The following is a 24,274-nucleotide window of genomic DNA, read 5'->3' as shown; positions in this document are numbered from 1 at the left end:
ACCGTTCAGACTACAGCACCCGGTAGCACCAGCCGTGGGGATCCTCGCGGCGTCCCCACTGAATGCCGGTGATGACGTCGTGGATGTGCTTGGTCATCGGGCCGGTGGGAACCTCCAGCTCAAAGTCTTTCCCGCCGAGTTTGCCAATCGGGGTCACGACCGCGGCCGTCCCACAAGCCAGGAACTCGGCGACCTTGCCGGAGCGAATGTCGTCCAACAGCTGGTGCAGGGCGATGCGTTCCTCGCTGACGGTAATACCTTCATCAGCCAGAACCTGAATAATCGCACCGCGGGTGCCGCCCTCCAAGATGCACCCGGTGAGCTGCGGGGTCGCCACTTTACCGTCGCGGTACACCACAAAGACATTCATGCCGCCCAGCTCGTCGATATAGGTATTCGTTTCCCCATCCAGGAAGCACACCTGCGCGTAACCCTTTTCCGCCGCAATCTCTTGGGGCTGCAAAGACGCCGCGTAGTTACCGGAAGTCTTGGCTTCACCGGTACCGCCCGGTCCGGCGCGGTGGTAATCCTCAGACACATAAATCGAAACGGGCGAAAAACCGTTGTCGAAGTAGGGCCCGGACGGCGAACCGATGTTGAGGTAGGTCACCTCGTGAGCCGGATGCACCCCCAGGAAAGACTCCGAGGCATACATAAAGGGGCGCAGATACAGGGTGGCGCCGTCTTTGACGGGTACCCAGCGGGCATCGGCACGCACCAAATCCACACAAGACCCCACGAAGTCCTCTACCGGGATTTCCGGTAGCGCCATGCGGCGCGCGGACTGATTGAACCGGTTTGCGTTGAAAGCAGGACGGAACAGCCAAATCGTGTTGTCGGCCCGGCGGTACGCCTTCAACCCTTCAAAAACCTCCTGACCGTAATGCAGTACCGAGGTTCCCGGATACACCGGCAGTGGCCCATAGGGACGCAAATCCTTTTCCTGCCAGCCGCCGTCCTTGGTCCACAGGGCGTGTGCCATGTAATCGCTAAAGGATTGACCGAAAGCGAGTTTTTGCATTACTTCCCGGTAGGTGGCTTCGTCGGCCCTATGGTCATGAGGCTGGTGCGGGAATCGCCCCGCCAGTTCATTGGCGTTAGGCAGCGGCTGTTTCGCGAGTTCTTCGAGGTTACTCATGTTGTTCTTCTTTCATTGGGTTGTTGATAGGTAAGAGTGGTTCGAGGCACGCTGTGCCCGGGATTTTAGGGTTTTCGGGGATTCGTGGTCACCAGCCCTAGAGAGCGGCGGCTATCGCGTCGCCGATTTCACTGGTGGTGCGCACCAGGGGCGTCCCGGCCGTAGACGCGGCGGCGCGGTCGGCCATATCCGCATCAATAGCGCGTTGGATGTTCGCCGCCAACTGGGGATATTCCAGGTGGTTGAGCATCAGCACCAGACTCGCAATAGTGGCGGTCGGGTCGGCTTTGCCCTGGCCAGCGATATCCGGGGCGGAGCCGTGAACGGGTTCAAACATGGACGGGAAGGTTTTTTCCGGGTTGATGTTTCCCGATGCCGCCAAGCCGATGCCGCCGGTGATTGCCCCAGCTTCGTCAGTCAAGATGTCGCCGAACAGGTTATCGGTCACAATCACGTCAAACCGGGCCGGGTTCGTGACCAGGAAAATCGTGGCCGCATCAACGTGCAGGTAATCGACTTCCACTTCCGGAAATTCTGCCGCGACTTCCTCCACACAGCGACGCCACAAGTGTCCGGCATTGACCAGCACATTGTGCTTGTGCACGTAAGTCAGATGCCGGCGGCGCGCCTGAGCCTGCGCAAAAGCGTAACGCACGACCCGCTCCACGCCGAGACGCGTGTTCACGGACACTTCGGTGGCAATCTCTTGTGGTGTGCCTCGACGCAACACCCCACCGTTACCGCAGTACAGGCCTTCCGTGCCTTCGCGCACCACCACAAAATCAATGTTGCCGGGATTCGCCAACGGGGTCGGCACCCCCGGATAATACTTGGAAGGGCGCAGATTCACGTAGTGGTCGAAATCGAAACGCAGCTTCAATAGCAGCCCGCGTTCCAGCACCCCGGACTGCACGGAAGGATCTCCTACCGCCCCCAGCAAAATCGCATCATGGCCACGCAGGGCTTGTTCCGTGGCATCATCCAAAACCACCCCATCACGATGGTAACGAGCCGCCCCCAAATCATAGAGGGTGGTTTTCAAACCAACGTCCGCACCCTCCAGGACCTTTTTGAGGACCTTCACGGCCTCGGGAACGACCTCGTGACCGATGCCATCCCCTGGAATCAAGGCCAAATCGATGCTCGTCATAACGTAACTCCTACTTTCTTTTTATGTCTAAAATCGGCGGTTTTCCTGGTGCGGTTCTCAGTTAAAGGAGCAGCTTCGCGGCTGTCGTCCGGAACTGGCTTCTCTGCATCGGGATGAACCCCGACCAGTTGCGCCGCCACAATCGCCACCATGATGAGGGCACCGCCCACCAGGAGCCGCCACGTCAGGGCTTCCCCGCTGAACACTACCGAAAAAAGGGTGGCAAAGAGCGGTTCACAGGCCATAATCAAGGCCGCCTCGGTAGAGGACATCCGCGCTTGTGCCCAGGTCTGGATGAACAGAGCCCCCACAGCACAAATCAGAACCATATAGATGAGGCTAGCCCAGGCAGCACCGCTGGAGGGTAGGGTAAGTTCCCCATCCGAAAGCGCCGGAACAGCGTTCACCGCCGCGGTCCCCACCATCTGCATGGTAGCCAGCGCTCCTGCGGGACGTCCCGGCGAGATTACACCGAGAGTCGCCACCTGGATGGCAAAGAATAACGCTCCCAACAGGGTTATCAGCTCACCAAAACCAAAGGACCACCCTTGCAGGGACAGTGCTGCCAAGCCGAGAGCGGCCAGCAGCATCCACAGCCAGGTAATTGGCTTGAAACGTTCCCGGAACAGAATCAACGCCACGAAAGGCACAAAGACTATGGACATGGCGGTGATGAATCCCGAGGTAGCCGGAGAGGTCAGGTTTAATCCCCACGTTTGCGCCAGTTGACCCAAACCGTAGAGGACCCCCGCCCCGAAGCCGAGAGCCAGCGTCTTCCATCCCGCCGTGCGCAGTTCCCGAAACCACAACGCGCAAGCAATCAGGGCCGCGAGAATAAAGCGCACGGTCAGGAAGTCAGAAGCCGGAACTTCATCCAGAACATGATCCTTTATCATGAAAAAAGTTGACCCCCACGCAGCGCAAACTGAAGCCAACGCTAAAATGGGGATTAACTTTTTCATCATGATGTCCTTATCTGTACTAGGTGATTAGCGAGCGGCGTGGCCCTCCACATAATCGGTGTCATTGTTGGTGTTCCAGGTAAACATCTTGCGCAGCTCCAGGCCGACCTTCTCGATTTGGTGGCCTTCGCCCTCGGCGCGCAGGCGCTTGAACTCGGCGGCACCGGAGTTCTGGTCGTCCATGAAGCGCTTGGCGAAGCTGCCGTTTTGAATGTCCGCCAGGACGCCCTTCATGTGTTCCTTCACGTCGGGGGTGATGACGCGCGGCCCGGAGACGTAGTCGCCGTATTCAGCGGTGTCGGAAATCGACCAGCGCATCTTGGACAGACCGCCTTCATTGATGAGGTCCACAATCAACTTCATCTCGTGGCACACCTCGAAATAGGCGATTTCGGGCTGATATCCGGCCTCAACCAGGGTTTCGAAACCGTACTGAATCAGTTTGGACAGACCGCCACACAGCACGTTCTGTTCGCCGAAGAGGTCGGTTTCCGTTTCTTCGGTGAAGGTCGTCTTGATGACGCCGGCGCGGGTCCCGCCGATGCCTTTCGCGTAGGACTTTGTCAGTTCCCAAGCGCGTCCGGATGCGTCACATTCCACCGCGATAACGTCGGGAACGCCCTGACCGGCAACGAAAGTACGGCGCACCACGTGCCCCGGACCCTTGGGAGCCACCATGCACACGTCGTGGCCGGGACCGGGCTTGATGTATCCGAAACGGATGTTGAACCCGTGGGCAAAGAACAGAGCGGCGTTCGGCTTCAGGTTCGGCTCGATTTCGGCGGCATAGACCTTGCTCTGCACCTGGTCGGGCAACAGAATCATGACTACGTCGGCTTCTTTCACGGCATCTGCCACGGTTTTCACCGTCAAGCCCTGTTCCTCGGCTTTCGCCCGGGAGGAAGAGCTTTCGCGCAAGCCCACGACCACGTCGACCCCAGAATCGCGCAGGTTCAGCGCGTGGGCATGACCCTGGGAGCCGTAACCAATTACGGCCACCTTCTGAGACTGAATGAGCGACAGGTCAGCATCGTCTTCGTAATAAATTTCTGCCATGATTTTTTCTCCTTAGTAATTGTAGAGGTGTTTCATTGAAAAAGATATAGGGTGTTTTTCCGTGCAAAGAGTAGGCAAAGTCCGGTTAATTTGCCCCTAAATTTGATCGGTGATGGACTTCGAGCCGCGACCAATCGCGACGTTGCCCGATTGGACGATTTCCCGAACTCCGTACGGCTCCAACTCGCGCAACAAAGCCGCGTGTTTCGCTGGGGAACCAATGGATTCGATGACCAGGGTGCCTCGTGACACGTCCACGACGTGAGCCCGGAACAGGTCCACAATCTGGAGTACCGCAGTTCGATTCGTGTCGTCAGCCGAAACTTTGATGAGCATGAGTTCTCTCTCGACGGCTCGTTCGGGCTCTAACTCCACGATTTTCAGCACGTTCACCAGCTTGTTCAGCTGTTTCGTGACCTGTTCCAGGGACACCTCGGAAACATCGACCACGATGGTGATGCGCGAAATCTCCGGTTTCTCTGTTTCTCCCACCGCGAGGGATTGAATGTTAAAGGCACGGCGGGCAAACAGCGCCGCCACGCGGGTCAAAACGCCAGGCTTGTTTTCGACAAGCACCGACAGGGTATGCGTCATATTCATGTTTAGTCCTCCCAGGTCACAGTCTTGTCAGGGGCGTAAATGACTTTGTCGTTGGTCTGCCCGGCGGGAACCATCGGGAACACCATGGCATCGGGACTGACCAGCACCTCGACCACGACCGGACAGTCGTCAATCTGGTGAGCTTTCTCTAAGGCTTTTCGCAAGTCTTTCGGGTCAGTTACCCGGATTCCCTCAGCTCCGTAGGCTTTCGCCAAGAGCATGAAATCGGGGATTCCCACCCGGTCCGCCTCGTCGAGGTTACGGGCTCCGTCATGCAGGTCGGTCTGAGAATAGCGTTCGTTATAGAACAGGGTCTGCCATTGGCGCACCATCCCCAGCGAGGAGTTGTTGATGAGCAGCACCTTTATCGGGATATGCATTTGGGTGCAGGTGGCCAATTCCTGATTCGTCATCTGGAACGAACCGTCTCCGTCAATGAGCCAGACTTCCCGATCCGGATTGGCGACTTTTGCGCCCATCGCGGCGGGGACGCCGAATCCCATCGTTCCCAGACCGCAAGACGAAATGTAGGTGCGCGGGTAACGGTAGGTCATAAACTGGGATGCCCACATCTGGTGCTGACCGACCCCGGTGACCACAATCGCGTCGTCGTCGCTGACCTCGTCAAGCACCTTGATAGCTTTCTGCGGGCTGACCAGGCCGTCCAGGGTATCGTCGAAGTACGCGGGGTACTTGTCTTTCAGTTTGGTCAAGGACTTCATCCACGCGGTTAAGTCCGGCCGGCCATACTGTTTGTAGGCTTGGGGCAGTGCCCGCAGCAACGCCGCGACGACTTCTTTCAAATCCCCCACGATAGGAACATCGGCGTGACGGATTTTTGAGATTTCGGCCGCATCGATATCAACGTGGATGACCTTGGCGTGAGGAGCGAAGGATTTCACGTCCCCGGTGACCCGGTCATCGAAACGCGTACCGAGCGCAATCAACAGATCCGCCTGTTGCATCGACAGCACCGCGGACACGCAACCGTGCATCCCCGGCATTCCCATATGTTGCGGAGAGTCATCCGGGAAAGCCCCGCGCGCGGTCAGGGTGGTGACTACGGGAGCCCCGGTGGCATCCGCCAATTCTTTCAGCTCTGCGGTCGCATCGGCACCAATAATTCCGCCACCGATATATAGCACCGGTCGATGTGCTCCCGCGATTTCGGTCGCCGCCGCCGCAATTTGCTGTTTGGAAGGCTTGCCAGGCAGTTTATATCCGGGTAGCTCCATCGGCGGAGGCCAGGTAAAGGCCATTTTTTTGTTCTGGGCCGTTTTCGTGATGTCCACTAAAACAGGTCCGGGACGCCCGGAGGAAGCGATGAAGAAGGCCTCCGCTAGGCGGGAAGGAATGTCCTGGGGGCGCGTCACCAGGAAACTGTGTTTCGTCAGGGGCATTGAGGCACCGACAATGTCGGATTCCTGGAAGGCATCAGTACCGATAGACTCCGCTCCGACCTGGCCGGTTATCGCGACCATGGGGACCGAATCCATCATGGCGTCAGCCAGACCGGTTAGAAGGTTTGTGGCGGCCGGTCCCGAAGTCACCAGCGCTACCCCGGTTTTCCCGGTGGATTTCGCGTAGCCCTCAGCAGCGTGGGCGGCGCCCTGTTCGTGGCGGGTCAGCACGAAGTTGAGTTTCTGGGAGTCATACAGCGGATCAAAAGTGGAGAGAATCGCCCCGCCGGGAATCCCGAAAATATCGGTCACTCCCAGTTCCTCCAAGGTACGAATGACAGCTTTCGCACCGGTCATGACTTCGCCGCGAGCGGCGGGATCAATTTCATTGGGGGTCTCCTCGGGGCCATAGGCTCCCATGGATTTCGTTTCTGGTTCGCTCATGCACCCAACTGTAACTCTGGGGCTAAAAGGATGGAAACCCGCAAGGGGAAAATCTCACTATGTGGATTTCGAACCGAATAATGAGACACTTCCTTACAGGGCTATACCCCCGCCAGAAAGCCGGAAGCAGTGGTAGCTGGCGCTCTCAAACTTAGGGTAGCCTCATCATTTCCGCTGGCTGTGCCCTTAGTCCTGATTAATGGCGTCCACCAGATGGTTAAATCTGTTTGTGTCATTGAATCTAAATTTTCCCCGACGCGTGAAAGAGCAGACCGCAATGTTTCTGTCAAAGCACTTGGAACGACTGCGTGGCGAGCGCGACCACGCCTTTACCCCCAAGAAAAAAGCTGCTGACGAGCCTATTGAAGTCAATACCCAGAGCATGGTTGAGTACGAAAAAATTCGTATCCAGCTCACGGAAGTCTCCCGCACAACTATGCGTTTAGGCCATATGCTGCAGTCCTGCGGGGCTTCTGCGTACCGGATTAAGATTTCTATGGCACGCCTGGCTACCGCGTTGGGAGCCGATGAACACCACGTCCAAGTCACCTTTGGCGAAATCAGTTCCACCGTCTATCTGCGCCCTTTTTCCCGGACCGAGATCTCGGAACAGAGGGACTTTGGCACCAACGCGGCCAAACTTGATCGACTGCGCCTGTTTATCCAAAACATTAAACCGGATACGCCCGTCAGCGAGGCAAACCGGCTCATGGATCGCATTGAGTCCTACAAACCTGAATTCAATAAGATTGCTAACACTTTGGCAGCAGGATTTGCCTGTGCCTGTTTCTGTTTCCTGAACCGCGGCGGGCTCATCGAGTGCGTTCTGGCTGGTGTAGCGGCGGGATTCGGGCAAAGCGTGCGCCGGATAATGATGGCAAAGAAAACTAATCATTTTGCGGTCTGGATGACCGCCGGTTTTGCTGCCTCACTGGTCTACATCGGTTGCGCCGTGCTACTGGAAACGATGCTGCAGCGCGCCTATTCACCAGCGGTTCTGGCGACTATACCGCCTTGGATAACAGCTGATCCTCTCGGATTCCGGGTGGGAATTGTCTCCGCGGTACTGTTTTTGGTTCCCGGTTTCCCGCTCATTACCTCGATGCTCGATTTGGTACGCCTGGATCTTTCCGCTGGGATACCGCGCCTGGTTTATACCTTGATGTTGATTATTTCAGCCGGAGTGAGCGTGTGGATTGTGTCCCTAACCTTCCACTGGGCGGTAGACCCCGCGGTGAACCCGCCTCTGGAGGGGCATTGGCTGTACTTCGCCCGAACATTCTGTTCATTTGTGGCCTCTGCCGGGTTTGCCATGCTGTTCAATTCGACCCGGCGACTGTGCGTCTATGCCGGGTTGATATGCGCTCTGGTTAATCCGTTGCGTTTTTTTGTTGTGGAATCGGGATTCAATTGGCAATTTTCGGTAGGGCTGGAGGCGCTGGCAATCGGTCTGCTTGCTGACGTTATTTCCCGTCTGTCGAACTTTAACTATTCACGAGTCTCGTTGTCCGTTCCGGCAGCAGTGCTGATGGTTCCCGGCGTTCCTCTCTATTCAGCCTTAGTACACCTCAACGAAGGAAATACGATAGGAGCTATCGCCTCCCTTAGCGAAGTGTCCGTGGTCATTTTGGCCATTGGCATCGGCCTTTCCACAGCCCGGATGCTCACGGATCGAAATTGGCTGCAAGACAAGGAAATTGTCGACACCCACCCCGTTCTTAATGCCGACGCTGACGATTCTTTCAGTATGCGCTGATAGACTGACTTTGTTGGTTTTCCCGACCACAAGGTTGATTTATCACTACGTCTCTGGAGGACATTTTGTTCGAATTTTTCGCAACCCACCCAATTGTCCTTTTAGCTGCTTTATTGGGAATAGGCATGGCCTTTGGGCACATCAAAGTCAAAGGTGTTTCTCTGGGCGCAGCCGCGGTGTTGTTCCTCGCTATCGGCGTCTCCGCCTGGGCCAGTGCTTCGGGCATAAAGCTCATGATTCCGAAAGAAATCGCCGTACTGGGACTCTCTTTGTTCGCATTTTGTATTGGTTCAAACTCTGGTCCGAACTTTTTTGCGACCCTACAAACTGCCTGGAAATCAATCCTCCTGTTGGTCGGAGCCTATGTGGGAGTCAGTGCTGTCGCGGTGGGAATCGGCACCTTGCTGGGAATGCCAATCAGCCAAATTGTGGGGACCCTCTCCGGGGCACTGACGAACACTCCGATGCTCGAGGCGGGAGGGGAAACATCCGGGGATATCGCCACCTCCACGGTCGGCTATTCTATTGCTTACCTCTACGGTGTCCTTGGAATGCTATTTTTCGCCTCCCTGGCACTGAAAAAGGGCAAAAATGACCGGGACGCCCCCAGTCCTGTCGTGTCCAAAACGATTCGGGTGGAGATCGACACCCAGCCCCGCTTAGGCGAAATTTATGAGAGATTCAACGAAAAATTAGCTTTTTCACGTCTGCGCCGTGGCGAACAGGGGCCAATCACCCGCCCCAATATGTCTGATACGCTCAACCCCGGCGATTTGATTACGATTGTGGGCGAGGCCTCTGCCGTTCACATCATTATCGAAGAATTGGGTCATTCGTCCTCCCATTCACTACAGACCGACCGCAGCTACCTGGACTATCGGCGCATTACCCTTTCCGACGCCACCAAAGCCGGCAAGACTATCGCAGAGCTAAACATGGGTGACCGCTTTGGTGCCACGGTGTCACGAGTTCGACGCGGAGACGTAGACATGGTGGCTTACCCGGACTTTACGTTGCAGCTGGGCGACCGACTGCGCGTGGTGGCGCCGAAATCAAGCATCTCGGTCATCACCAAATACCTGGGCGATTCCACCCGCGGACTCACCTCACTCAACCCGGTAGCGCTGGGCATCGGGATGACCTTAGGTTTCCTCATTGGTGAGATTCCCATTCCCAACCCCGGAGGCGGATACTTCAACATCGGGTATGCCGCCGGAATCATCATTATGGGATTGATTATGGGCCGCGTGGGGCGCATCGGCCCATTTGTCACGACTCTGCCCTACACCACTGGTCAAGTCTTGGGCGAAATCGGACTGCTGCTGTTCCTGGCCCAGGCCGGAACGAATGCCGGAGGCTCCATTCAAACCGCTTTCACCGGCGGGGATTGGTGGAGAATTTTGCTTCTCGGCTTCATTGTCACCAATGTGTTTGGACTCACCTTGTTCATCCTGATGCGTCTGGTAGCCAAAATGGGAGGCACGAAGCTCTCCGGCTTCATGGGCGGCGCCCAAACCCAGCCGGCGGTGTTGGGATTCGCTAACGACCAAACCAACACCGACCCTCGGGTTTCCCTGGGCTACGCCATGGCTTATCCCGTAGCAATGATTACCAAGATTCTGTGCGGAACGTTTGTCGGGATGCTTTAGACCGCTGCAGACCCGCCCTTACTGGTGGTAGCGGGAGACGAGTTTGCTCAGCTGGCTGGAGGAATCAGCAACCGCCTGACCAGCCTCCAAAGTCGTACGCGCACCCTCCGCAGATTTCTCTGCCGTAGACGAAACCGTCTCAATCGAACCCACAATATCCTGAGTCGTCTGCGCAGCCCCACGAACGACCCCAAACATCTCATTCGTCGTCGCTGTCTGCTCCTCGACCGCCGAGGCAATCGTCTGCTGAGAATCATTAATCCGCGCAATAATCTCACTAATCTGAGTAATAGCCTCAGCCGCCTTGGTGGAGTCTTCTTGAATAGAACTCACTCGCTCAGAAATATCTGCCGTAGCCGCAGCCGTCTGCGCAGCCAAATCCTTGACCTCGCCGGCCACTACCGCAAAGCCCTTACCAGCGTCGCCCGCACGAGCTGCCTCAATCGTCGCATTGAGCGCCAAAAGATTCGTCTGTTCTGCAATCGAAGTAATCGAATTCGTAATCTCCCCAATAGACTGCGAAGACTCACCCAACGTGTCGATAACCTTCGTCGCCGAACCCACCGACTCCACCGCCTCCTCAGAAATCCGCGAAGCCGACGTAGCCGACTCAGAAATCTGACGAATCGCCGCCTGCATCTCCTCCATCGCCGCACTCAAAGTATCCATATTCGTAGCCAACAACTGCGCCTGCTCAGCAGCCCCCGCCGCCCGAGACCGAGTATCCTGCGCAGACTGATCCAACTCAGCAGCCGTATCCGCCAAATTAACGGCATGCTCCTGCAACCCCACAGAAGTCCCGCTGACTTCCCCAATCAACTCATTAACCTGATCGTTCTGCCCATTAAAAGCCTTAGCCAAATCCCGAATCTCCGGCACCCCGGTATCGTCACGCAACCGGAAGCTCAAATCATACTGATCATGATTCTGCAAAGCCACAGTATGCCGAGAGAGGGGCAGGCGTACGGTACGCAGCGCTGCAATCAGGAACAGCAGCACCGCTACCGCCAAAACGATAAATATCCCAATCAAAATATAGATGGTGATCTTTTGCAGGGAGGCGGCCCGGCCCATTTGGGTATCGGCAGCGTTGGCGGACCCAGTTTCCAGCTGATTCAACATATTTAAAGGCGACATCACGGACTTGTAAGAATTGGAGTAAGTTTCTCCAAACACCAAATCCGAGGCTGTCTGCAGCTGGGTCGCGGAATCCATAGCCAGTTCCTCTGGCGAGAACTGGAAGTGTTCCAAATCTGCTGGCAGAGCGCTGAAGTCACTTCCCCGGCCCAAAGCCGCCAAAGCCATGGCGTGCATTTCGGTTTTTTGAGTAACTTTCGCGGCTTCCAAAGACTGCTGCACCAGCTTATCTTGGTCTTGCGTACCGCCGTTGTCGGCGATGAGGCTGGCTCCATACTCAGAATCGCGATTCACATAGACCTGGTTGAAGTAATCCAGCATGGCCTCTTCCAGGCCGGAAATTACAAAAACCCGCGCGTTGTCAGCCAGGCTGGTCCGGGCATTCTTGAGGTAGGTAATCCCGTTATTGCGCTGGTTGGATTCTTCTTGAGCCTGATTGACCTGACCCGTCGTGACAATGGTGCCAACCTGGGCAGCCAGACCGAAAACCACCAGCACCAGCACCACGGTCATGGTGATTTTAATCATTGATGAAAAACGCATTTTCATTTCCTCCCTGAAGAAAATTAAGCAATCGGCGGATTTAAGGTTGCGTAGTTGAGCGCGATGAATTCCTCGCCCCAGGGCGCAAGTACATCTTTCAGCATTCCCGTATCCATCATCTTTTGGAGACCGGCTTGAATGGCTTTGGCCAGCTCAGGATTGTCTTTCGCAGTGACCGGGCCCTGCGGCGTCACCTGGAAAGCCTCACCGATAGTGGCGAACTTCGGATTCCTCGACTCGGCGTAAGCCATAATCGGGCTCTCCCCGATGACGGCATCCAAGGTTCCTTCCGCAACCTGTTGCACCAACTTATCTTGGTCGGCATCAGAGACAATCTGTATCGCCGGTTTTCCAGCTTTCACACAAGAATCGCTGGCCGCCTGCAAAATTTCGGCCTGCGTGGTGTCTGCCTGGGTGGCGACTTTCAATCCGCAAGAGTTGGCGGGATCGAAATTATTGGGGTTGCCCGCCTGGGTGCCATAGATGTAACCCGCCTTAATGTAGGCAACCATATTGGTCTGGTCCATCCGGGTCTTGTTGAGAGTCATGGATGCCATGACGATGTCATAGGTGCCATCGTTAACCTTGGGAATAATTGCGTCAAATTCTTCATCGGCAATTTTCAGTTCCGACACGCCCATCAGCTTCGACAAGGCTTTTAAGACATCGACTTCGTAGCCGACCGGCTGATTGTTGTCATCGAAGAACTCGGCGGGAGAATAGGGAATATCCATCGCGACCCGCAGGGTATCCCGGTTCGCCTGCGGTACCATCGCCACGATTTCAGCATCCGGTTTGATGGAATCGAAGTTATAGGATTTCACCCCTGCTGAACTGGTCGAGCCGGAACAAGAAGTAAGCGTTGCTCCCAACAAAGCTGCACCCGCTGCTGCCGAGATCATCTTCACTATGAGTTTCATTGCCTTTGCTTTCCTCCCCTCGGAAAAGGGGCATCGCCAACAACTCTACCGTTCCATAGTATCCCAGAGAGAAAAATTTGAAAGGGATTTCAGGCAATCGGCGGGTTTAGCGTGGCATAGTGCAACGCTATAGTCTCTTCACCCCAGGGAGACAGCACATCCGCAAGCATTCCCGTATCCATCATCTTTTGCAGACCGGCTTGAATGGCTTTGGCCAGCTCAGGATTGTCTTTCGCGATGAAAGGACCCTGCGGAGCATTCCCGAAGGACTCCCCGAACATCTCAAAATTCTGGTATTTTGCCTGGTTATAGGCCAAAATGGGTGTTTCTCCGATGATGGCATCAATGCTTCCCTGGTCGACCTGGGAAATCAATTTGTCCTGATCTGGCTCAGTAATGATAGTGACCGGCGGCTTACCTATTGACACACACTCATCGCTGGCCGCCTGCAAGGTGTCGGCCTGCGTGGTGTCCGACTGTGCCGCCACGCTAAATCCACAAGGCGAGACCGGGTCAAATTCCTTCGGGTTATCTCGCTGGGTTGCATAGCTGTAACCTGCCTCAACATAGGACACCATATTTCCCTGGCGGAGCCGCTCTTTATTCAACGTCAAAGCGGCCATGCCCAAATCATCGGTGCCCTCGTTTACCTTGGGAATGATGGAGTCAAAATCTTCGTCGATGAATTGCACTTCTTTGATGCCCATTACCTTAGCGAGAGCTTTTAAGACGTCGACCTCATAGCCCACCGGCTGATTGGCGTCATCGAGAAATTCCGCCGGGGAATAATGCAGTTCCATAGCAACCCGCAACGTTTCCCGATTTTCCTGCGGCACCATCGCCGCGATAACCGGATCGGGTTTGATGGAATTAAAATCGTAAGACTGCATCGCCCCCGATTTTCCTGCTAACGCACATGACGAAAGCGCCACTGCCGTCATTGCTACACACGCTGCTGCAACCAACCTCATCGTGAATTTCATATCAGCCAACAACCTCCTGTTCTAGGCTGACCCCCCCAACATTTACAGAGTTAACACTAACTGAAGTACCCAAAATTTTACCCCTACCTGGCTGAAGATTTACTGAAAGATTCACTCTGCCAACGCGGTATCGTTCCGATCCAAAACTGCCAGGACATGGCCCAGCACCGGGGTGAGAACTTCTACTGTATCACGCACCGCGCCCGGAGAACCGGGGGAACACACCACTAGGGCGGCCCCCGCTGCCCGCGTGGAAATCCCCACCACGGGACGAGACAGCATGCCCAGGGGCCCAGCCTGTCGGTTACGTTCCAGCAACGCGGCTTCCACTCCGCTCAAACGGGCTGTTACCAGTCCCTCAACAGCTTCGGGCGTGAGGTCTCGGGGACTGACCCCCGTCCCTCCTGTCGTAAAGACCAACCGCGCCCCACTGCGACACGCCGCCGCCACGGCCTTGTGAACGGAGTCCACCCCGTCGGGAACCACCACCGGTCCAGTCACCGCAAATCCCAGTTCCGTCAGCAATTCCACCGCCAGCGGACCGGACCGATCCGGGTTCACGCCCGCAGAAACGGAATCCGAAACTGTGATGACACAAGCCGGTGTCTGTGGCGGCAAAGACTGTTCGACGTGGCTCATGATTCCCGCTCCCACGTGCCCGAACGGCCTCCGGATTTATAGGTCACGAAAGCCTCACGCAAGGTAATCTGGCGGTCCACCCCTTTCAGCATATCTACCAGCGCTAACGCCCCCACCGTGACCGCGGTCAACGCCTCCATCTCCACTCCGGTACGTTCCACACATTTCACCGTGGAGCGCAAAATGACCTCGTTGCCCTCCTGGGTAATGTCCAGGGCTACGTAGTCGATTCCCAAGGGGTGGGCCAGCGGGAGCAGTTCCGGGGTGCGTTTCACGGCCTGAATCCCGGCGATGCGCGCTACTGCCAGGGCGTCTCCTTTCGGGACACGATTATCGCGTAAAGCGGCGGCTACCTGGGGTGATACGCTGACTGTGGCTTGCGCCCGCGCTTCGCGCAACGTCTCACTTTTCGCTGACACGTCCACCATGCGGGCCTCGCCGCGTTCGTTCAGGTGGTTCATGGGTAGGGTATTTTCCATCACAAGTCTCCCCGGGGACGTCCCCGTTTCGGTGCAAGTTTCCTCATCTGACCCTTTTAATATATGCAGGAAATCGTTTCCTTTACTAGAATTGTCAGGTGGAATTTTTTGGGATCAGCGGTTCGGAGCTGCTGCTCATTTTGGTCGTGGGCGTCATCGTCATCGGTCCGAAACACGCCGCCCAAGCTCTGCTGTGGTTCAAAGGAGTCATCGAGTGGCTGCGGGCGTGGTCCGCCCGGCTGCGCGAAGAGGCAAATTTCACCAAGTCCGGCTTGAATGTTGATTTAAAAAACTTTGACCCGCGCGAATACGACCCGCGCAAGATGATTAAAGACGCGGTCGCCGAAGAAATGCAGTTGTGGATGGAGCAAGCCACCAGTATCGAGAAAGCCGCCACCCAGGGCCTTGTGCCGGAAAAAACCCCGGGCAATCCCAAACCGCAGGCCGGCCCTAAACCTGACGATTCCCCTGCTAACCCTCCGGCCGAGCCTCCAGACGCTCCTCCGGCCACTCCCCGTCAAGAGAAACCCGCGTAAACTGATAAACTTGTGTTGATTTAGCCCTATACAGAGGAGAGATTAATGGTTCCGGCGCATGTGATGTTGTTCAGCGTAAGCCCCGTAGTGTGGATTACTGTCATCATTATTTTGGTCGTGGTTTTCGGTGCCTCGAAACTGCCGGAGATTGCTCGCAACGTGGGCAAATCCGCAAAAGTCTTGAAGGAAGAACTCAACGATTTGACCGAGGACACCAAGGCTGACGGCAAGGCTATCGAAGGCAAGGACGACGCTGCTACCGGCGATTCCTCGAAAACTGACTCTGCCTCAGGCAACGATGCCGCTAAGTAACCGCTCAAGTGCCCACTGAGAAGTCCTCTTACCAGAATCGTGATGCCCACTCTGAAGGTGTCATGACAGTGACTGCTCACCTAGCTGAGCTGCGGAAACGTATCATCTGGTCATTTGTGGGCATCACTGCGGCGGCGATTGGCGGCTGGTTTCTCTATGAAATCGCGCTGGCGCACATCACCGCCCCCATGAAAGACATCGCCGGGGCTAACCTGAACTTCCAAACTATCGGCGCGGCCTTTGACCTGAAAATCCGCGTGTCCCTCTGGTTGGGGGTGCTGATTGCTTCGCCGTGGTGGATTTTTCAAATTATGGCTTTCATCTGGCCCGGTCTGCGCCGGCGAGAACGTTTGTGGTTGCTGATTTTTGGCGTGGCCGGAGTCGTTTTGTTCGCGGCTGGTGCGGTTTTCGGCGACTGGACCGCACCGCGGGCCGTGTCGATTTTGTCCTCTTTTACTCCCCCGGATTCGGCGATGTTGCTGCAGGCCGATGCCTACATCAAGTTCTATATTCGCCTGGTATTGGCGTTCGGGATTTCTTTCCTGATTCCCGAAATTTTGGTCATGCTGAACTTCCTGGGGGTGCTCAGCGCCCGCACCATGCTAAAAGGTTGGCGCTGGGCGACGATGGTGGCGTTTATTTTCTCGGCTATCGCCAACCCACTGCCAACCCCGTGGCCCGTCATTTTGCAGGCTTCCGCCCTGCTGGCACTGTACTTCCTGGCGGTCGGCATCGCGGCTCTCCACGATTGGCGTCGGTCCCGGAAAAATTCGTAGCCCCAGCGGTGCCACGCCTCCCGGGCTCAGATCTCGAGGACTTTCACAATCGACCAAGGGGCCACGGTCTCAACGTCTCGGTCAATCAGCATCAAGGCATTCGCTTTATGCAGCGAGGCCACCAGGTGCGACTTCGATCCCAAGGGGTGGGTGCGCTGCACCGTGGGGGTTTCTCCCGGCTGTCCCGGCGTCAAACGGACGGGCACGACCTGAACTTTGCCTCGCGGAGAAGTCCACGCCTCCACCACGGTCGCCTCCCGGCACGCGTGCGCCCGCTTCGGATCACGCCCGCCGAGCTTCGCCAGCACCGGCAGGGCAAACAGGTACCACGAGACGAAAACCGAAACCGGGTTTCCCGGCAGGGTCAGCACCGGTACCCGACGCCCCCCACTCGCCTGCACGAAACCGTAACCTTGCGGTTTACCCGGCTGCAGGGCGACACGGGCGAAATGGAATCCCCAGTCGCTAACGCCCTGTTTCACCACCTCATAAGCACCGGCCGAAACTCCGCCCGAAGTGATGACCAAGTCGCTCATGTCCGCCACCCGGCGCAAGGTTTCTCGGAACTGTGCCACGTCGTCCCCGCATTGGCCCGCAAAACTGACCTCCGCCTGGGCAACTCGTGCCAATGCTGCCGCCAGGGACGAGTTTGAATCTGGAATCATCGACCCTTCCAGCGATGCGCCTGCCCCCGCTAATTCGGAACCGGTGGCGATAATTCCCACCCGAACCCGCGGGAACGCCGTTACTTTCGCGTAGCCCCCCGAAATTGCCGAAGCGATCGCCCCCGGGCTCATGACCTCGCCGGCAGCCAAGACTTCGGAGCCGACCGGCAGGTCCTCTCCTGCCCGGCGCACGTTCGCTCCGGCTTGGGGAACACGATGAATGGTGACCTTTTCCGGTAGCTCAACGGGACCGGGCTTTTGATCCGTGTCCTCCACTTTCACCACGGTGTCCGCCCCGGCGGGCATTTTCGCGCCGGTCATAATGCGCCACGCCTGACCCGGCTGGCACTCGGCGCTCGGATCCGCGCCCGCCGGAATATCGCCCGCCACCGGCAAGGTTACGGAACCACCAACCGGTAGCCCCGCGCTATTGAAAGCAAAACCGTCCATCGCCGAGTTTGTAAAGGGCGGCACCGACAGGCGCGAAATGACCGGTTCGGCCAGGGTCAATCCCAGAGTGTCGCCTACCGGGAGCTCCCGCGGGGTCAGCGGGGTGATTTCCGTCAAGAGACGCGCCAAAAATTCCTGGTAATCAAGCAGTTTTTCTGTCTCATTCACGATTGTTCTCCTTTGAGTTCACCAGTCTTGCCGTGCAGGTTTTCGTAACAGTTTGAGTTTTGGGGTGCGGCGGCGCGAGCTGAATAATCCACCACGTTCCATTTGCCGATTCGGGCGTCCCCAATGACCAGGCGGCCGATGAGGGGTTCGCCCCAGCCGGAAACCATCTTCAGCACCTCGGTAGCCATCAGCGACCCGGCTTGCCCACAAACCGGGCCGAGAATCCCCGCGGTGGTGGAGTCCGGGGTACTTGCGGGCGGGGGCGGAGTCGGATAAAGGGTGCGTAAACACGTCCCGACCTCCGGAGAAAACACGCTGACCTCGAAGTTCGCTCCGACCGCGGAACCCCAAACCAGGGGTCGCGCCAACTTCGCGCAAGTGTCTGAAATCAGGTATTTCGAGGCAAACGTGTCAGTGGCGTCCACCACCAGGTCGTATTGAGCGATGATTGCGGCGGCGTTCTGAGGGTCCAAGGGCGGCTCCTCGCTGATATTCACCTCGGGGTTTAGCGCTCGGACGGTGGCGGCGGCAGAAGCGGTTTTTGGCTCGCCTTGGCGGTTAAACGGGTGAATGACTTGGCGGCCCAAGTTGCTCAGGCTCACCGTGTCGCCATCGGCAATGCCCAGGACTCCCCCAGCTGCTGACAGGCCGACCCCGGCGGCGGCAAGGTACGCGATAATGGGCGAGCCTAGCCCTCCAGCGCCCACCACCAAGACTTTTGCACTCGTGACACGTTCCTGACCGGACGCCCCAAACCCCGGAATCGCACTGTGGGCCGCATAGCGGCTCTCCGGTTGGAAGTCTGCGTCGAGGTTTGACCACGCGGCATCTCCCTCGGAAAAAACCTGTTTCTTCCAGATGGGAACCCGATCCTTGACGGCATCGACCAGCCAAGACACCGTAGAAAACGCAGCTTGCCGATGGGCGGCAGAGACTCCGACCAAAATAGCGACCTCACCGACCTGCAGATGCCCCACCCGATGGCGCAACGCAATCTCGTGCACGCCAGGAACTGTACCGGCCTCATCGGCAATCTGTTGCAGTTCGCGGGCCGCGTCCGGGTGAGCGCTATAGGTGATAGCCTCCACTCCACGCCCCTGGTCATGGTTGCGCACGCGGCCGATGAACACAAGCTGGCACCCGGCTTCGGGCGCGATGAACCCCGCCTCAAACCGAGCCGGGTCCAAAGGCTCATCGGTCAGGTCCGCTTGCAGTATATTTGCCAAAGATGCTCCTAAAATAATTCCAAAACTACGCGAGGATGTTAACTAGCCGCCGGCAAATGGCGGCAAAACGTCGATGGTGAGGTCGTCGAGATCCGCGAAGTCCGCGAGGCGTTTCTCGCCCGATTCGCGCAGACCCCCCACCAGGTATGACGAAACTGAAAGCACTCGATTCAAATCATTACCGCATCCACCAGCTTGAGCCGCTGCCTGAGCCAAACTCGAATCCCGCGCCACTTGTGCGGTCGCCGTATCGGTGCCCGCCGCTTCCGCAGCCGCCGCAAAAAACCGCACTTGCACACCTACCGTGGCATCGACACTATCTCGCATCTTTACCCCCCAATCTGTGCCATCGAAATCGTGGGAGATTGAAAATCACTCTGTCCCAAACCATGCCCGGAGGGTTTCCCCTGAGTCACGCCGACCCACGCTTGGGCCAGCTCATCATCACTAGCACCGCGACGCAGCATCGCTCCCAGGTCACAGCTCAAGTCAGAAAACAGACAGGGACGCACCAGTCCGGTCGGGGAAAGCCGGGTTCGGTTGCAGTTGGCGCAGAAAGGCGCGGATACCGAAGAAATCAACCCCATCGTCCCCAGGCGCTTTGTGCCCGCTAAGTTAAACACCTGAAAACGGGTCGCCGGGGCGTGAATGTCGATGTTGTCCCGCACCGGAGACAGGCGAAACTCCTGTTCCAAGACGGGGCGCAGTTTAGAAAAATCGAGTTGCTCAGCGGAACCAACCCGAACCGTGTGCGGGCCAAAAGGCATGTACTCGATGGCGCGCCACTCGATGCCCCGCTCCAGACAAAACCGCAGCAAATCCGGAGCCTCGCGCAGACTGGCCTCGTCCAACATCACCGTGTTCAGTTTCACCGGCTGGAAACCTGCGGAGAGCGCGGCGGCGATACCTTCCAAAGTCCGTGCGAGTTCATCGCGCCCGGTAATCTGTGCAAAACGGTCGGGGTCGAGGGTGTCTAAGGAAATGTTGATGCGCTGAACTCCCGCCGCCCGCAACGCCGGAGCCAGCGGCGCCAAACTTCGGGCGTTCGTGGTGAGAGCAACCTGTGGGTCACGCCCCACAGCCACAAACGTCTGGGAAATCCCCGCCGCAATTTCTAACAAATCCGGCCGCAACAGGGGCTCCCCACCGGTCAGGCGAACCTGGGTAATCCCCAGGCGGTGAATCGCTATCCCGGCCAAACGCAAGATTTCTGAGGAGTCCAACAACTCCCTACGCGCTACCCACTTGACGCCCTCGCGCGGTAGGCAATATGAACAGCGCAAATCGCAGCGATCGGTCACGGACAAACGCAAGTCGCTGGCCGTCCTGCCCCAGCTGTCCCGCAGCGGCATCGCCCAAGCAGACGCAAGTGAAGACGCCTGCTCCACACGATTGTCTCGTGTCAGCGTCTCAGTCAAACCTGCCTACTTCCTCAGCGATTGGTATATCCTGCCATTCTATCGTGTCTCAATTATTATTCCAGTTCAATAGGCATTTGTGGTTCGCCCTCGCCTGATGTTGCCTTTCCATTATGCTAATGGAGTGAGCCCGCCGGCTCACTTAATTTTTGACCACACTCACCGAGGAGCAGACATGGCAGCAGAACATCGCAAAGACGATCCGGAAAAAATGGCGAAAATGGCAGCGTGGCTGCAAGCCGTCAGCCGAGAACTCCAACTGCCCGAAGAGACTATTGCCCCCGTCCAGGAGGAACTTTTGAACCTCATCAGCGAAGTCGCACACGGGCCGTCCCGCCCGGGAGCACCCCTCACGGCTTTCCTGGTCGGGTTTGCCGCGGACGGGGATATCCAGAAAGCGGCCGCAAACGTGGCAAAACTCCGCACCCTGGCCGCACAGTATCCCGCGAACTGAGGGACACTCACGCCCAGAGTGCCGCCGACGTTCGTTCCGCAGAAACCGGTCAAATTCGAGAAAATAACCGCAAAGATTAAGATAAGGTGACAGGTATGTCTCAATTACGGATTAAGGACGCAGCGAATTTGCTGGGTGTTAGCGATGATACGCTGCGCCGCTGGATAGATGCCGGGCAACTCAGCGCCGGAACCGACGACGCCGGACGCAAAGTCGTTGACGGAGGTGAACTGGCGAAACTCGCTCAAGACAAAGCCAAAGATTTTGGTGACACGGATTCTGCGGGCTCCATTTCAGCACGCAACCATTTCCGCGGCCTGGTCACCAAAGTCGTTTCCGACAAAGTCATGAGCCAAGTGGAAATGCAATGCGGCCCCTTCCGGGTGGTGTCTCTCATCTCCACCGAATCGGTGCAGGAACTCGGACTGGTGCCCGGCGCGGTCGCCACCGCCCGGGTCAAAGCCACGAACGTCATAGTTGATGCATCTTAGGGAAAACCTGACGACACCCTAGTGCTGCCCCAATGAAACGGTCGGCAACGGAAAACCGCCGACCCCGCTTTTGCGAAAGGAAAACTCATGAAAACACTCGCACGTCTCGGCGCAGGCTTAGCCATCCTCTCCCTAGCAGCCACCGGCCTCACCTCTTGTGCACAGAACAACGCCAACACCGCGAACCCAGAATCGGGTAAAACCGCTGAAGCCAAGACCATTCAAGTATTCGCTGCCGCCTCTCTCAAGGCGAGTTTCTCGGAACTGGGCGAATCTTTCCAGAAGGAAAACCCCGACATTACCGTGAAATTCAACTTTGACGGCTCCTCCTCCCTGTTTGATCAGATGCAAGGAGGCGCCAAAGCTGACGTGTTCGCCTCCGCTGACGAAAAGAACATGAAGAAAGCGACCGACGCGGGTCTGAACGCCGGCGAACCGAGCATTTTTGTGAACAATACCCTGACCTTGGCAGTGCCGAAAGGAAACCCGGCCGGGGTCACCGGTCTGGACAATTCCCTCACCGGCAAGAAACTGGTCATCTGTGCTGACGGGGTTCCCTGCGGCAACGCCTACCGGGAGCTGGCGCAAAAGGTCGGTTTCACCGGTCAGGCTGTGTCCGAAGAGACTTCGGTCAAGGACGTGATGGGCAAGGTCGTCAGCGGCGAAGCTGACGCGGGCGTGGTGTACCAGACCGACGCGCTAGCGGAAAAGGACGCGGTCGACACCATCGATATTCCCGGCTCTGACACCGTGGTCAACGCTTACCCGATTGTGGTCACCAAGATGGCTGCCGACAACGGCAACGACGCGGCCGCGAAAGCGTTCGTGGACTACGTGTTGTCCGCTGCGGCGCAAAAAGTCTTTGCCAAGTACGGATTTATGAGTCCCGCTAAGTAAAGGCCTGTTTTGAACCCTAATAACCACGGTTTTCCCCGCTGGCTGTATCTGCCAGCGGGGATAGCCTTGCTGTTGGTCGTTTTGCCTATTGTCGGGCTGATGGTGCGAGTGCCGTGGACCCGTCTGGCGGAGATCCTGACTCGCGACGAATCCCGCGACGCTTTGCTGTTGAGCCTGCGTACCTGCTTGGTGTCGCTGGTGCTGGTGTTGATTCTGGGTACGCCCCTGGCGCTGCTCATCTCGCGCACCGAGGGATTTTGGGCGTACGTGTGGCGCACTTTCGCGGTCCTGCCCATGGTGTTGCCACCGGTCGTGGCCGGTTTAGCGCTCTTGGTGACGCTGGGGCGCCGCGGCGTAGTGGGGCAGTACCTGTCCTTGGCCGGTATCGAGATTGGGTTCACCACCATAGCCGTGGTGCTGGGGCAAACCTTCGTGGCCATGCCTTACTACGTGGTGTCCCTGGAGTCCGCGTTGCGCACTTTTGATTCCGGTTACGAGCGGATTGCGGCGACCTTGGGGGCGTCTCCAACCTATGTGTTGCGCCGCGTCACGCTACCCTTGCTGAGCCCTGCCATAGTCGGGGGCGCCACCATGGCTTTTGCCCGCGCCTTGGGCGAATTCGGGGCGACACTGACTTTCGCGGGTTCTCTGCAAGGGGTGACCCGCACCCTCCCCCAGGCTATCTATCTGTTGCGCGAGGACGACTCTGACCTGGCTTTGGCGCTGTCCGTAGTCTTGGTGCTGCTGGCGGCCACCATGATGGGATTGTCGGCCATCTTTACCACCCGCCGCACCAAGCAGCTCACGACGCAACCGGAAAGTGGTGACGACCAGTGAAAACTCGCCCTGAAACCGCAGCAAACCCCGCAGAATTCCGGTCCGCTACCACCGCGGCCGGGAGCGAAGTCCTGGTGAAAGCAGGCATCGAGGAACGCGACGTCACGGTGCAGTGCGCTTTTCCGGCGGGACTGATTACTGCTATCGTCGGACCGAACGGGGCCGGGAAGTCTACGATTCTGGGGATGATTTCCGGGCTGCTGGCTCCCGATTCAGGAGAGGTTCGCAGCGGGGAAACGGTGTTTGCCGATGCCACCCGGTTCCTGCCGCCCCATCAGCGTCCCGTAGCGATGCTGACCCAAAAACCCCTGCTGTTTCCACACTTGAGCGTGCTGGAAAACGTGGCGTTTGGGCCGCGAGCCCGCCACCGGTCACGGGCGGAGGCTCGGCGTATCGCGCGCCAGGAGCTAGCGGCCGTGGGCGCTTTGGAACTGGCGGATCGCCCCGCTACGGCGCTGTCCGGCGGGCAGTCGCAGCGCGTGGCGTTGGCTCGAGCCCTAGCGACGCACCCGCAAGTCGTGCTGTTGGACGAACCATTTTCCGCCCTTGACGTCGAAACTGCCGCCAAACTGCGGGAAGTGCTGTCGAAACGGCTACGTCAAGAGCCGCGGCCGACCGTGATTTTTGTCACCCACGATCCGCTCGACGTGTGGATGCTGGCTGATCACGTGGTCGCCATCGAAAACGGCCATTTGATTGGGGAAGGCACGGTGGTGGAAATGCTGGGACAGCCTGCCACGAAGTTCCTGGAAAACCTGTCCGGCGTGAACCTGTTGGCCGGGGTCATTGAGGAATCCGGCGAAGTCGCCACCGTTGATGCCGGCGGGGTGAAACTGACGGGACTCTGGCAAGGCAAGCATCATCCCGGCCCGCAAACCCCAGCTCTCACTGCTTTTGCTCCCCAGTCCGTGGCCCTGTTCGCAACGGCTGTTTCCGGCTCCCCGCGCAATACCTGGCAGGCACGCGTCACGGACATCACGCCGCGCGGCGCGGTGCAGTGGATCAGTTTGGAGCTGGACGGGGGGCAAAGCATCCAAGCTATCCTGACCCCCCAAGCCGTCAGCGCCCTGAAACTGGAACCCGGTTCGCCCATTTTCGCTGAGGTTAAAGCCACTCAAATTACGGTGTATCCGCGTTAAGTTTTTATAAACCGTAAATATAAGGTGAAAATAGCGCTGTAGCTGCCAT

Annotated in this window: 25 protein-coding genes; 10 read left to right on the top strand and 15 right to left on the bottom strand. The window is 57.5% G+C overall.

Annotated elements, in window-relative coordinates; all coding sequences use genetic code 11:
• Positions 1-10: 10 nt before the first annotated feature.
• The 6 genes from RDL66_RS03825 to RDL66_RS03800 all read right to left on the bottom strand — a co-directional run bounded on the left by RDL66_RS03825 (position 11) and on the right by RDL66_RS03800 (position 6,750).
• Entirely contained in the window at positions 11-1,138 is a 1,128-nt protein-coding gene (locus RDL66_RS03825; protein ID WP_308535304.1) for a branched-chain amino acid aminotransferase, read from the bottom strand.
• 97 nt (positions 1,139-1,235) lie between these two features.
• Positions 1,236-2,288, bottom strand: coding sequence for a 3-isopropylmalate dehydrogenase (locus RDL66_RS03820; protein ID WP_308535302.1), 1,053 nt, complete (start codon positions 2,286-2,288; stop codon positions 1,236-1,238).
• Complete coding sequence (locus tag RDL66_RS03815) at positions 2,285-3,250, bottom strand: DMT family transporter (RefSeq protein ID WP_308535348.1); 966 nt, start codon at positions 3,248-3,250, stop codon at positions 2,285-2,287. Before RDL66_RS03815 ends, RDL66_RS03820 begins: the two co-directional genes overlap by 4 nt.
• 27 nt (positions 3,251-3,277) lie before the next feature.
• Positions 3,278-4,306 carry a ketol-acid reductoisomerase gene (gene ilvC / locus RDL66_RS03810; protein WP_308535300.1) on the bottom strand — a complete coding sequence of 343 codons (1,029 nt, stop codon included), beginning with the start codon at positions 4,304-4,306 and terminating at the stop codon, positions 3,278-3,280.
• A gap of 96 nt (positions 4,307-4,402) precedes the next feature.
• Complete coding sequence (gene ilvN / locus RDL66_RS03805) at positions 4,403-4,906, bottom strand: acetolactate synthase small subunit (protein WP_298635632.1); 504 nt, start codon at positions 4,904-4,906, stop codon at positions 4,403-4,405.
• Between the two features lie 2 nt (positions 4,907-4,908).
• Positions 4,909-6,750 (bottom strand): acetolactate synthase large subunit, encoded by a 1,842-nt coding sequence (locus RDL66_RS03800; RefSeq protein WP_308535296.1) that lies wholly within the window; start codon positions 6,748-6,750, stop codon positions 4,909-4,911.
• A 277-nt stretch (positions 6,751-7,027) separates the two neighbouring features.
• Here RDL66_RS03800 and RDL66_RS03795 point away from each other — a divergent pair, with 277 nt between their 5' ends.
• Positions 7,028-8,506 (top strand): threonine/serine exporter family protein, encoded by a 1,479-nt coding sequence (locus RDL66_RS03795; RefSeq protein WP_308535295.1) that lies wholly within the window; start codon positions 7,028-7,030, stop codon positions 8,504-8,506.
• A 65-nt stretch (positions 8,507-8,571) separates the two neighbouring features.
• A complete protein-coding gene (locus tag RDL66_RS03790; RefSeq protein ID WP_308535293.1) occupies positions 8,572-10,155 on the top strand; it encodes a TrkA C-terminal domain-containing protein in 1,584 nt (527 codons plus the stop codon).
• A gap of 18 nt (positions 10,156-10,173) precedes the next feature.
• Here the strand turns inward: RDL66_RS03790 and RDL66_RS03785 are convergent, their stop codons facing one another.
• The 5 genes from RDL66_RS03785 to moaC form a co-directional block, all read right to left on the bottom strand.
• Complete coding sequence (locus RDL66_RS03785) at positions 10,174-11,835, bottom strand: methyl-accepting chemotaxis protein (RefSeq protein WP_308535291.1); 1,662 nt, start codon at positions 11,833-11,835, stop codon at positions 10,174-10,176.
• Positions 11,836-11,858: 23 nt separating this feature from the next.
• Positions 11,859-12,755, bottom strand: coding sequence for a transporter substrate-binding domain-containing protein (locus tag RDL66_RS03780; RefSeq protein ID WP_297723366.1), 897 nt, complete (start codon positions 12,753-12,755; stop codon positions 11,859-11,861).
• Positions 12,756-12,844: 89 nt separating this feature from the next.
• Positions 12,845-13,645: a transporter substrate-binding domain-containing protein gene (locus RDL66_RS03775; RefSeq protein ID WP_308535289.1), complete on the bottom strand. Its 801-nt coding sequence runs from the start codon at positions 13,643-13,645 to the stop codon at positions 12,845-12,847.
• A gap of 204 nt (positions 13,646-13,849) precedes the next feature.
• Positions 13,850-14,377, bottom strand: coding sequence for a MogA/MoaB family molybdenum cofactor biosynthesis protein (locus RDL66_RS03770; RefSeq protein WP_297723362.1), 528 nt, complete (start codon positions 14,375-14,377; stop codon positions 13,850-13,852).
• The gene (gene moaC / locus RDL66_RS03765) at positions 14,374-14,856 is read right to left on the bottom strand and encodes a cyclic pyranopterin monophosphate synthase MoaC (protein WP_297723439.1); all 483 of its coding nucleotides are present in this window, start codon (positions 14,854-14,856) and stop codon (positions 14,374-14,376) included. The genes RDL66_RS03770 and moaC overlap by 4 nt, the downstream gene beginning before the upstream one ends.
• Positions 14,857-14,954: 98 nt before the next feature.
• On the opposite strand from moaC, the gene RDL66_RS03760 reads away from it, so the two are divergent.
• The 3 genes from RDL66_RS03760 to tatC all read left to right on the top strand — a co-directional run bounded on the left by RDL66_RS03760 (position 14,955) and on the right by tatC (position 16,480).
• Positions 14,955-15,392 (top strand): translocase, encoded by a 438-nt coding sequence (locus tag RDL66_RS03760; protein WP_297723360.1) that lies wholly within the window; start codon positions 14,955-14,957, stop codon positions 15,390-15,392.
• 45 nt (positions 15,393-15,437) lie between these two features.
• A complete protein-coding gene (locus tag RDL66_RS03755) occupies positions 15,438-15,704 on the top strand; it encodes a twin-arginine translocase TatA/TatE family subunit (RefSeq protein WP_297723358.1) in 267 nt (88 codons plus the stop codon).
• Between the two features lie 62 nt (positions 15,705-15,766).
• Positions 15,767-16,480: a twin-arginine translocase subunit TatC gene (gene tatC, locus RDL66_RS03750; protein ID WP_297723356.1), complete on the top strand. Its 714-nt coding sequence runs from the start codon at positions 15,767-15,769 to the stop codon at positions 16,478-16,480.
• A 26-nt stretch (positions 16,481-16,506) separates the two neighbouring features.
• On the opposite strand, the gene glp is transcribed toward tatC, so the two are convergent.
• Genes glp through moaA form a run of 4 tightly spaced genes read right to left on the bottom strand, consistent with a single transcriptional unit; the run spans position 16,507 to position 20,407 of the window.
• A complete protein-coding gene (gene glp / locus RDL66_RS03745; protein WP_308535283.1) occupies positions 16,507-17,763 on the bottom strand; it encodes a gephyrin-like molybdotransferase Glp in 1,257 nt (418 codons plus the stop codon).
• A complete protein-coding gene (locus tag RDL66_RS03740) occupies positions 17,760-18,989 on the bottom strand; it encodes a ThiF family adenylyltransferase (protein ID WP_308535282.1) in 1,230 nt (409 codons plus the stop codon). The genes glp and RDL66_RS03740 overlap by 4 nt, the downstream gene beginning before the upstream one ends.
• A gap of 42 nt (positions 18,990-19,031) precedes the next feature.
• Entirely contained in the window at positions 19,032-19,316 is a 285-nt protein-coding gene (locus RDL66_RS03735) for a MoaD/ThiS family protein (RefSeq protein WP_297723350.1), read from the bottom strand.
• Positions 19,317-19,318: 2 nt separating this feature from the next.
• Positions 19,319-20,407, bottom strand: coding sequence for a GTP 3',8-cyclase MoaA (moaA, locus tag RDL66_RS03730; RefSeq protein WP_308535279.1), 1,089 nt, complete (start codon positions 20,405-20,407; stop codon positions 19,319-19,321).
• A gap of 175 nt (positions 20,408-20,582) precedes the next feature.
• Here moaA and RDL66_RS03725 point away from each other — a divergent pair, with 175 nt between their 5' ends.
• The 5 genes from RDL66_RS03725 (at position 20,583) to RDL66_RS03705 (ending at position 24,225) form a co-directional block, all read left to right on the top strand.
• Positions 20,583-20,861 (top strand): DUF6457 domain-containing protein, encoded by a 279-nt coding sequence (locus tag RDL66_RS03725; protein WP_308535278.1) that lies wholly within the window; start codon positions 20,583-20,585, stop codon positions 20,859-20,861.
• 95 nt (positions 20,862-20,956) lie between these two features.
• Positions 20,957-21,352 carry a TOBE domain-containing protein gene (locus tag RDL66_RS03720; protein ID WP_308535277.1) on the top strand — a complete coding sequence of 132 codons (396 nt, stop codon included), beginning with the start codon at positions 20,957-20,959 and terminating at the stop codon, positions 21,350-21,352.
• Between the two features lie 87 nt (positions 21,353-21,439).
• Entirely contained in the window at positions 21,440-22,249 is an 810-nt protein-coding gene (gene modA, locus RDL66_RS03715; RefSeq protein WP_308535276.1) for a molybdate ABC transporter substrate-binding protein, read from the top strand.
• 9 nt (positions 22,250-22,258) lie between these two features.
• The gene (locus tag RDL66_RS03710; protein WP_308535275.1) at positions 22,259-23,086 is read left to right on the top strand and encodes an ABC transporter permease; all 828 of its coding nucleotides are present in this window, start codon (positions 22,259-22,261) and stop codon (positions 23,084-23,086) included.
• Positions 23,083-24,225 carry a TOBE-like domain-containing protein gene (locus RDL66_RS03705; RefSeq protein ID WP_308535274.1) on the top strand — a complete coding sequence of 381 codons (1,143 nt, stop codon included), beginning with the start codon at positions 23,083-23,085 and terminating at the stop codon, positions 24,223-24,225. Before RDL66_RS03710 ends, RDL66_RS03705 begins: the two co-directional genes overlap by 4 nt.
• Positions 24,226-24,274: the final 49 nt, after the last annotated feature.

The sequence above is a fragment of the uncultured Mobiluncus sp. genome (genome assembly GCF_902488535.1).
Taxonomy (GTDB): Bacteria; Actinomycetota; Actinomycetes; order Actinomycetales; family Actinomycetaceae; genus Mobiluncus.
Note: the sequence above shows the minus strand (reverse complement) of the source record. Positions and strands in the feature narration are given on the sequence as shown.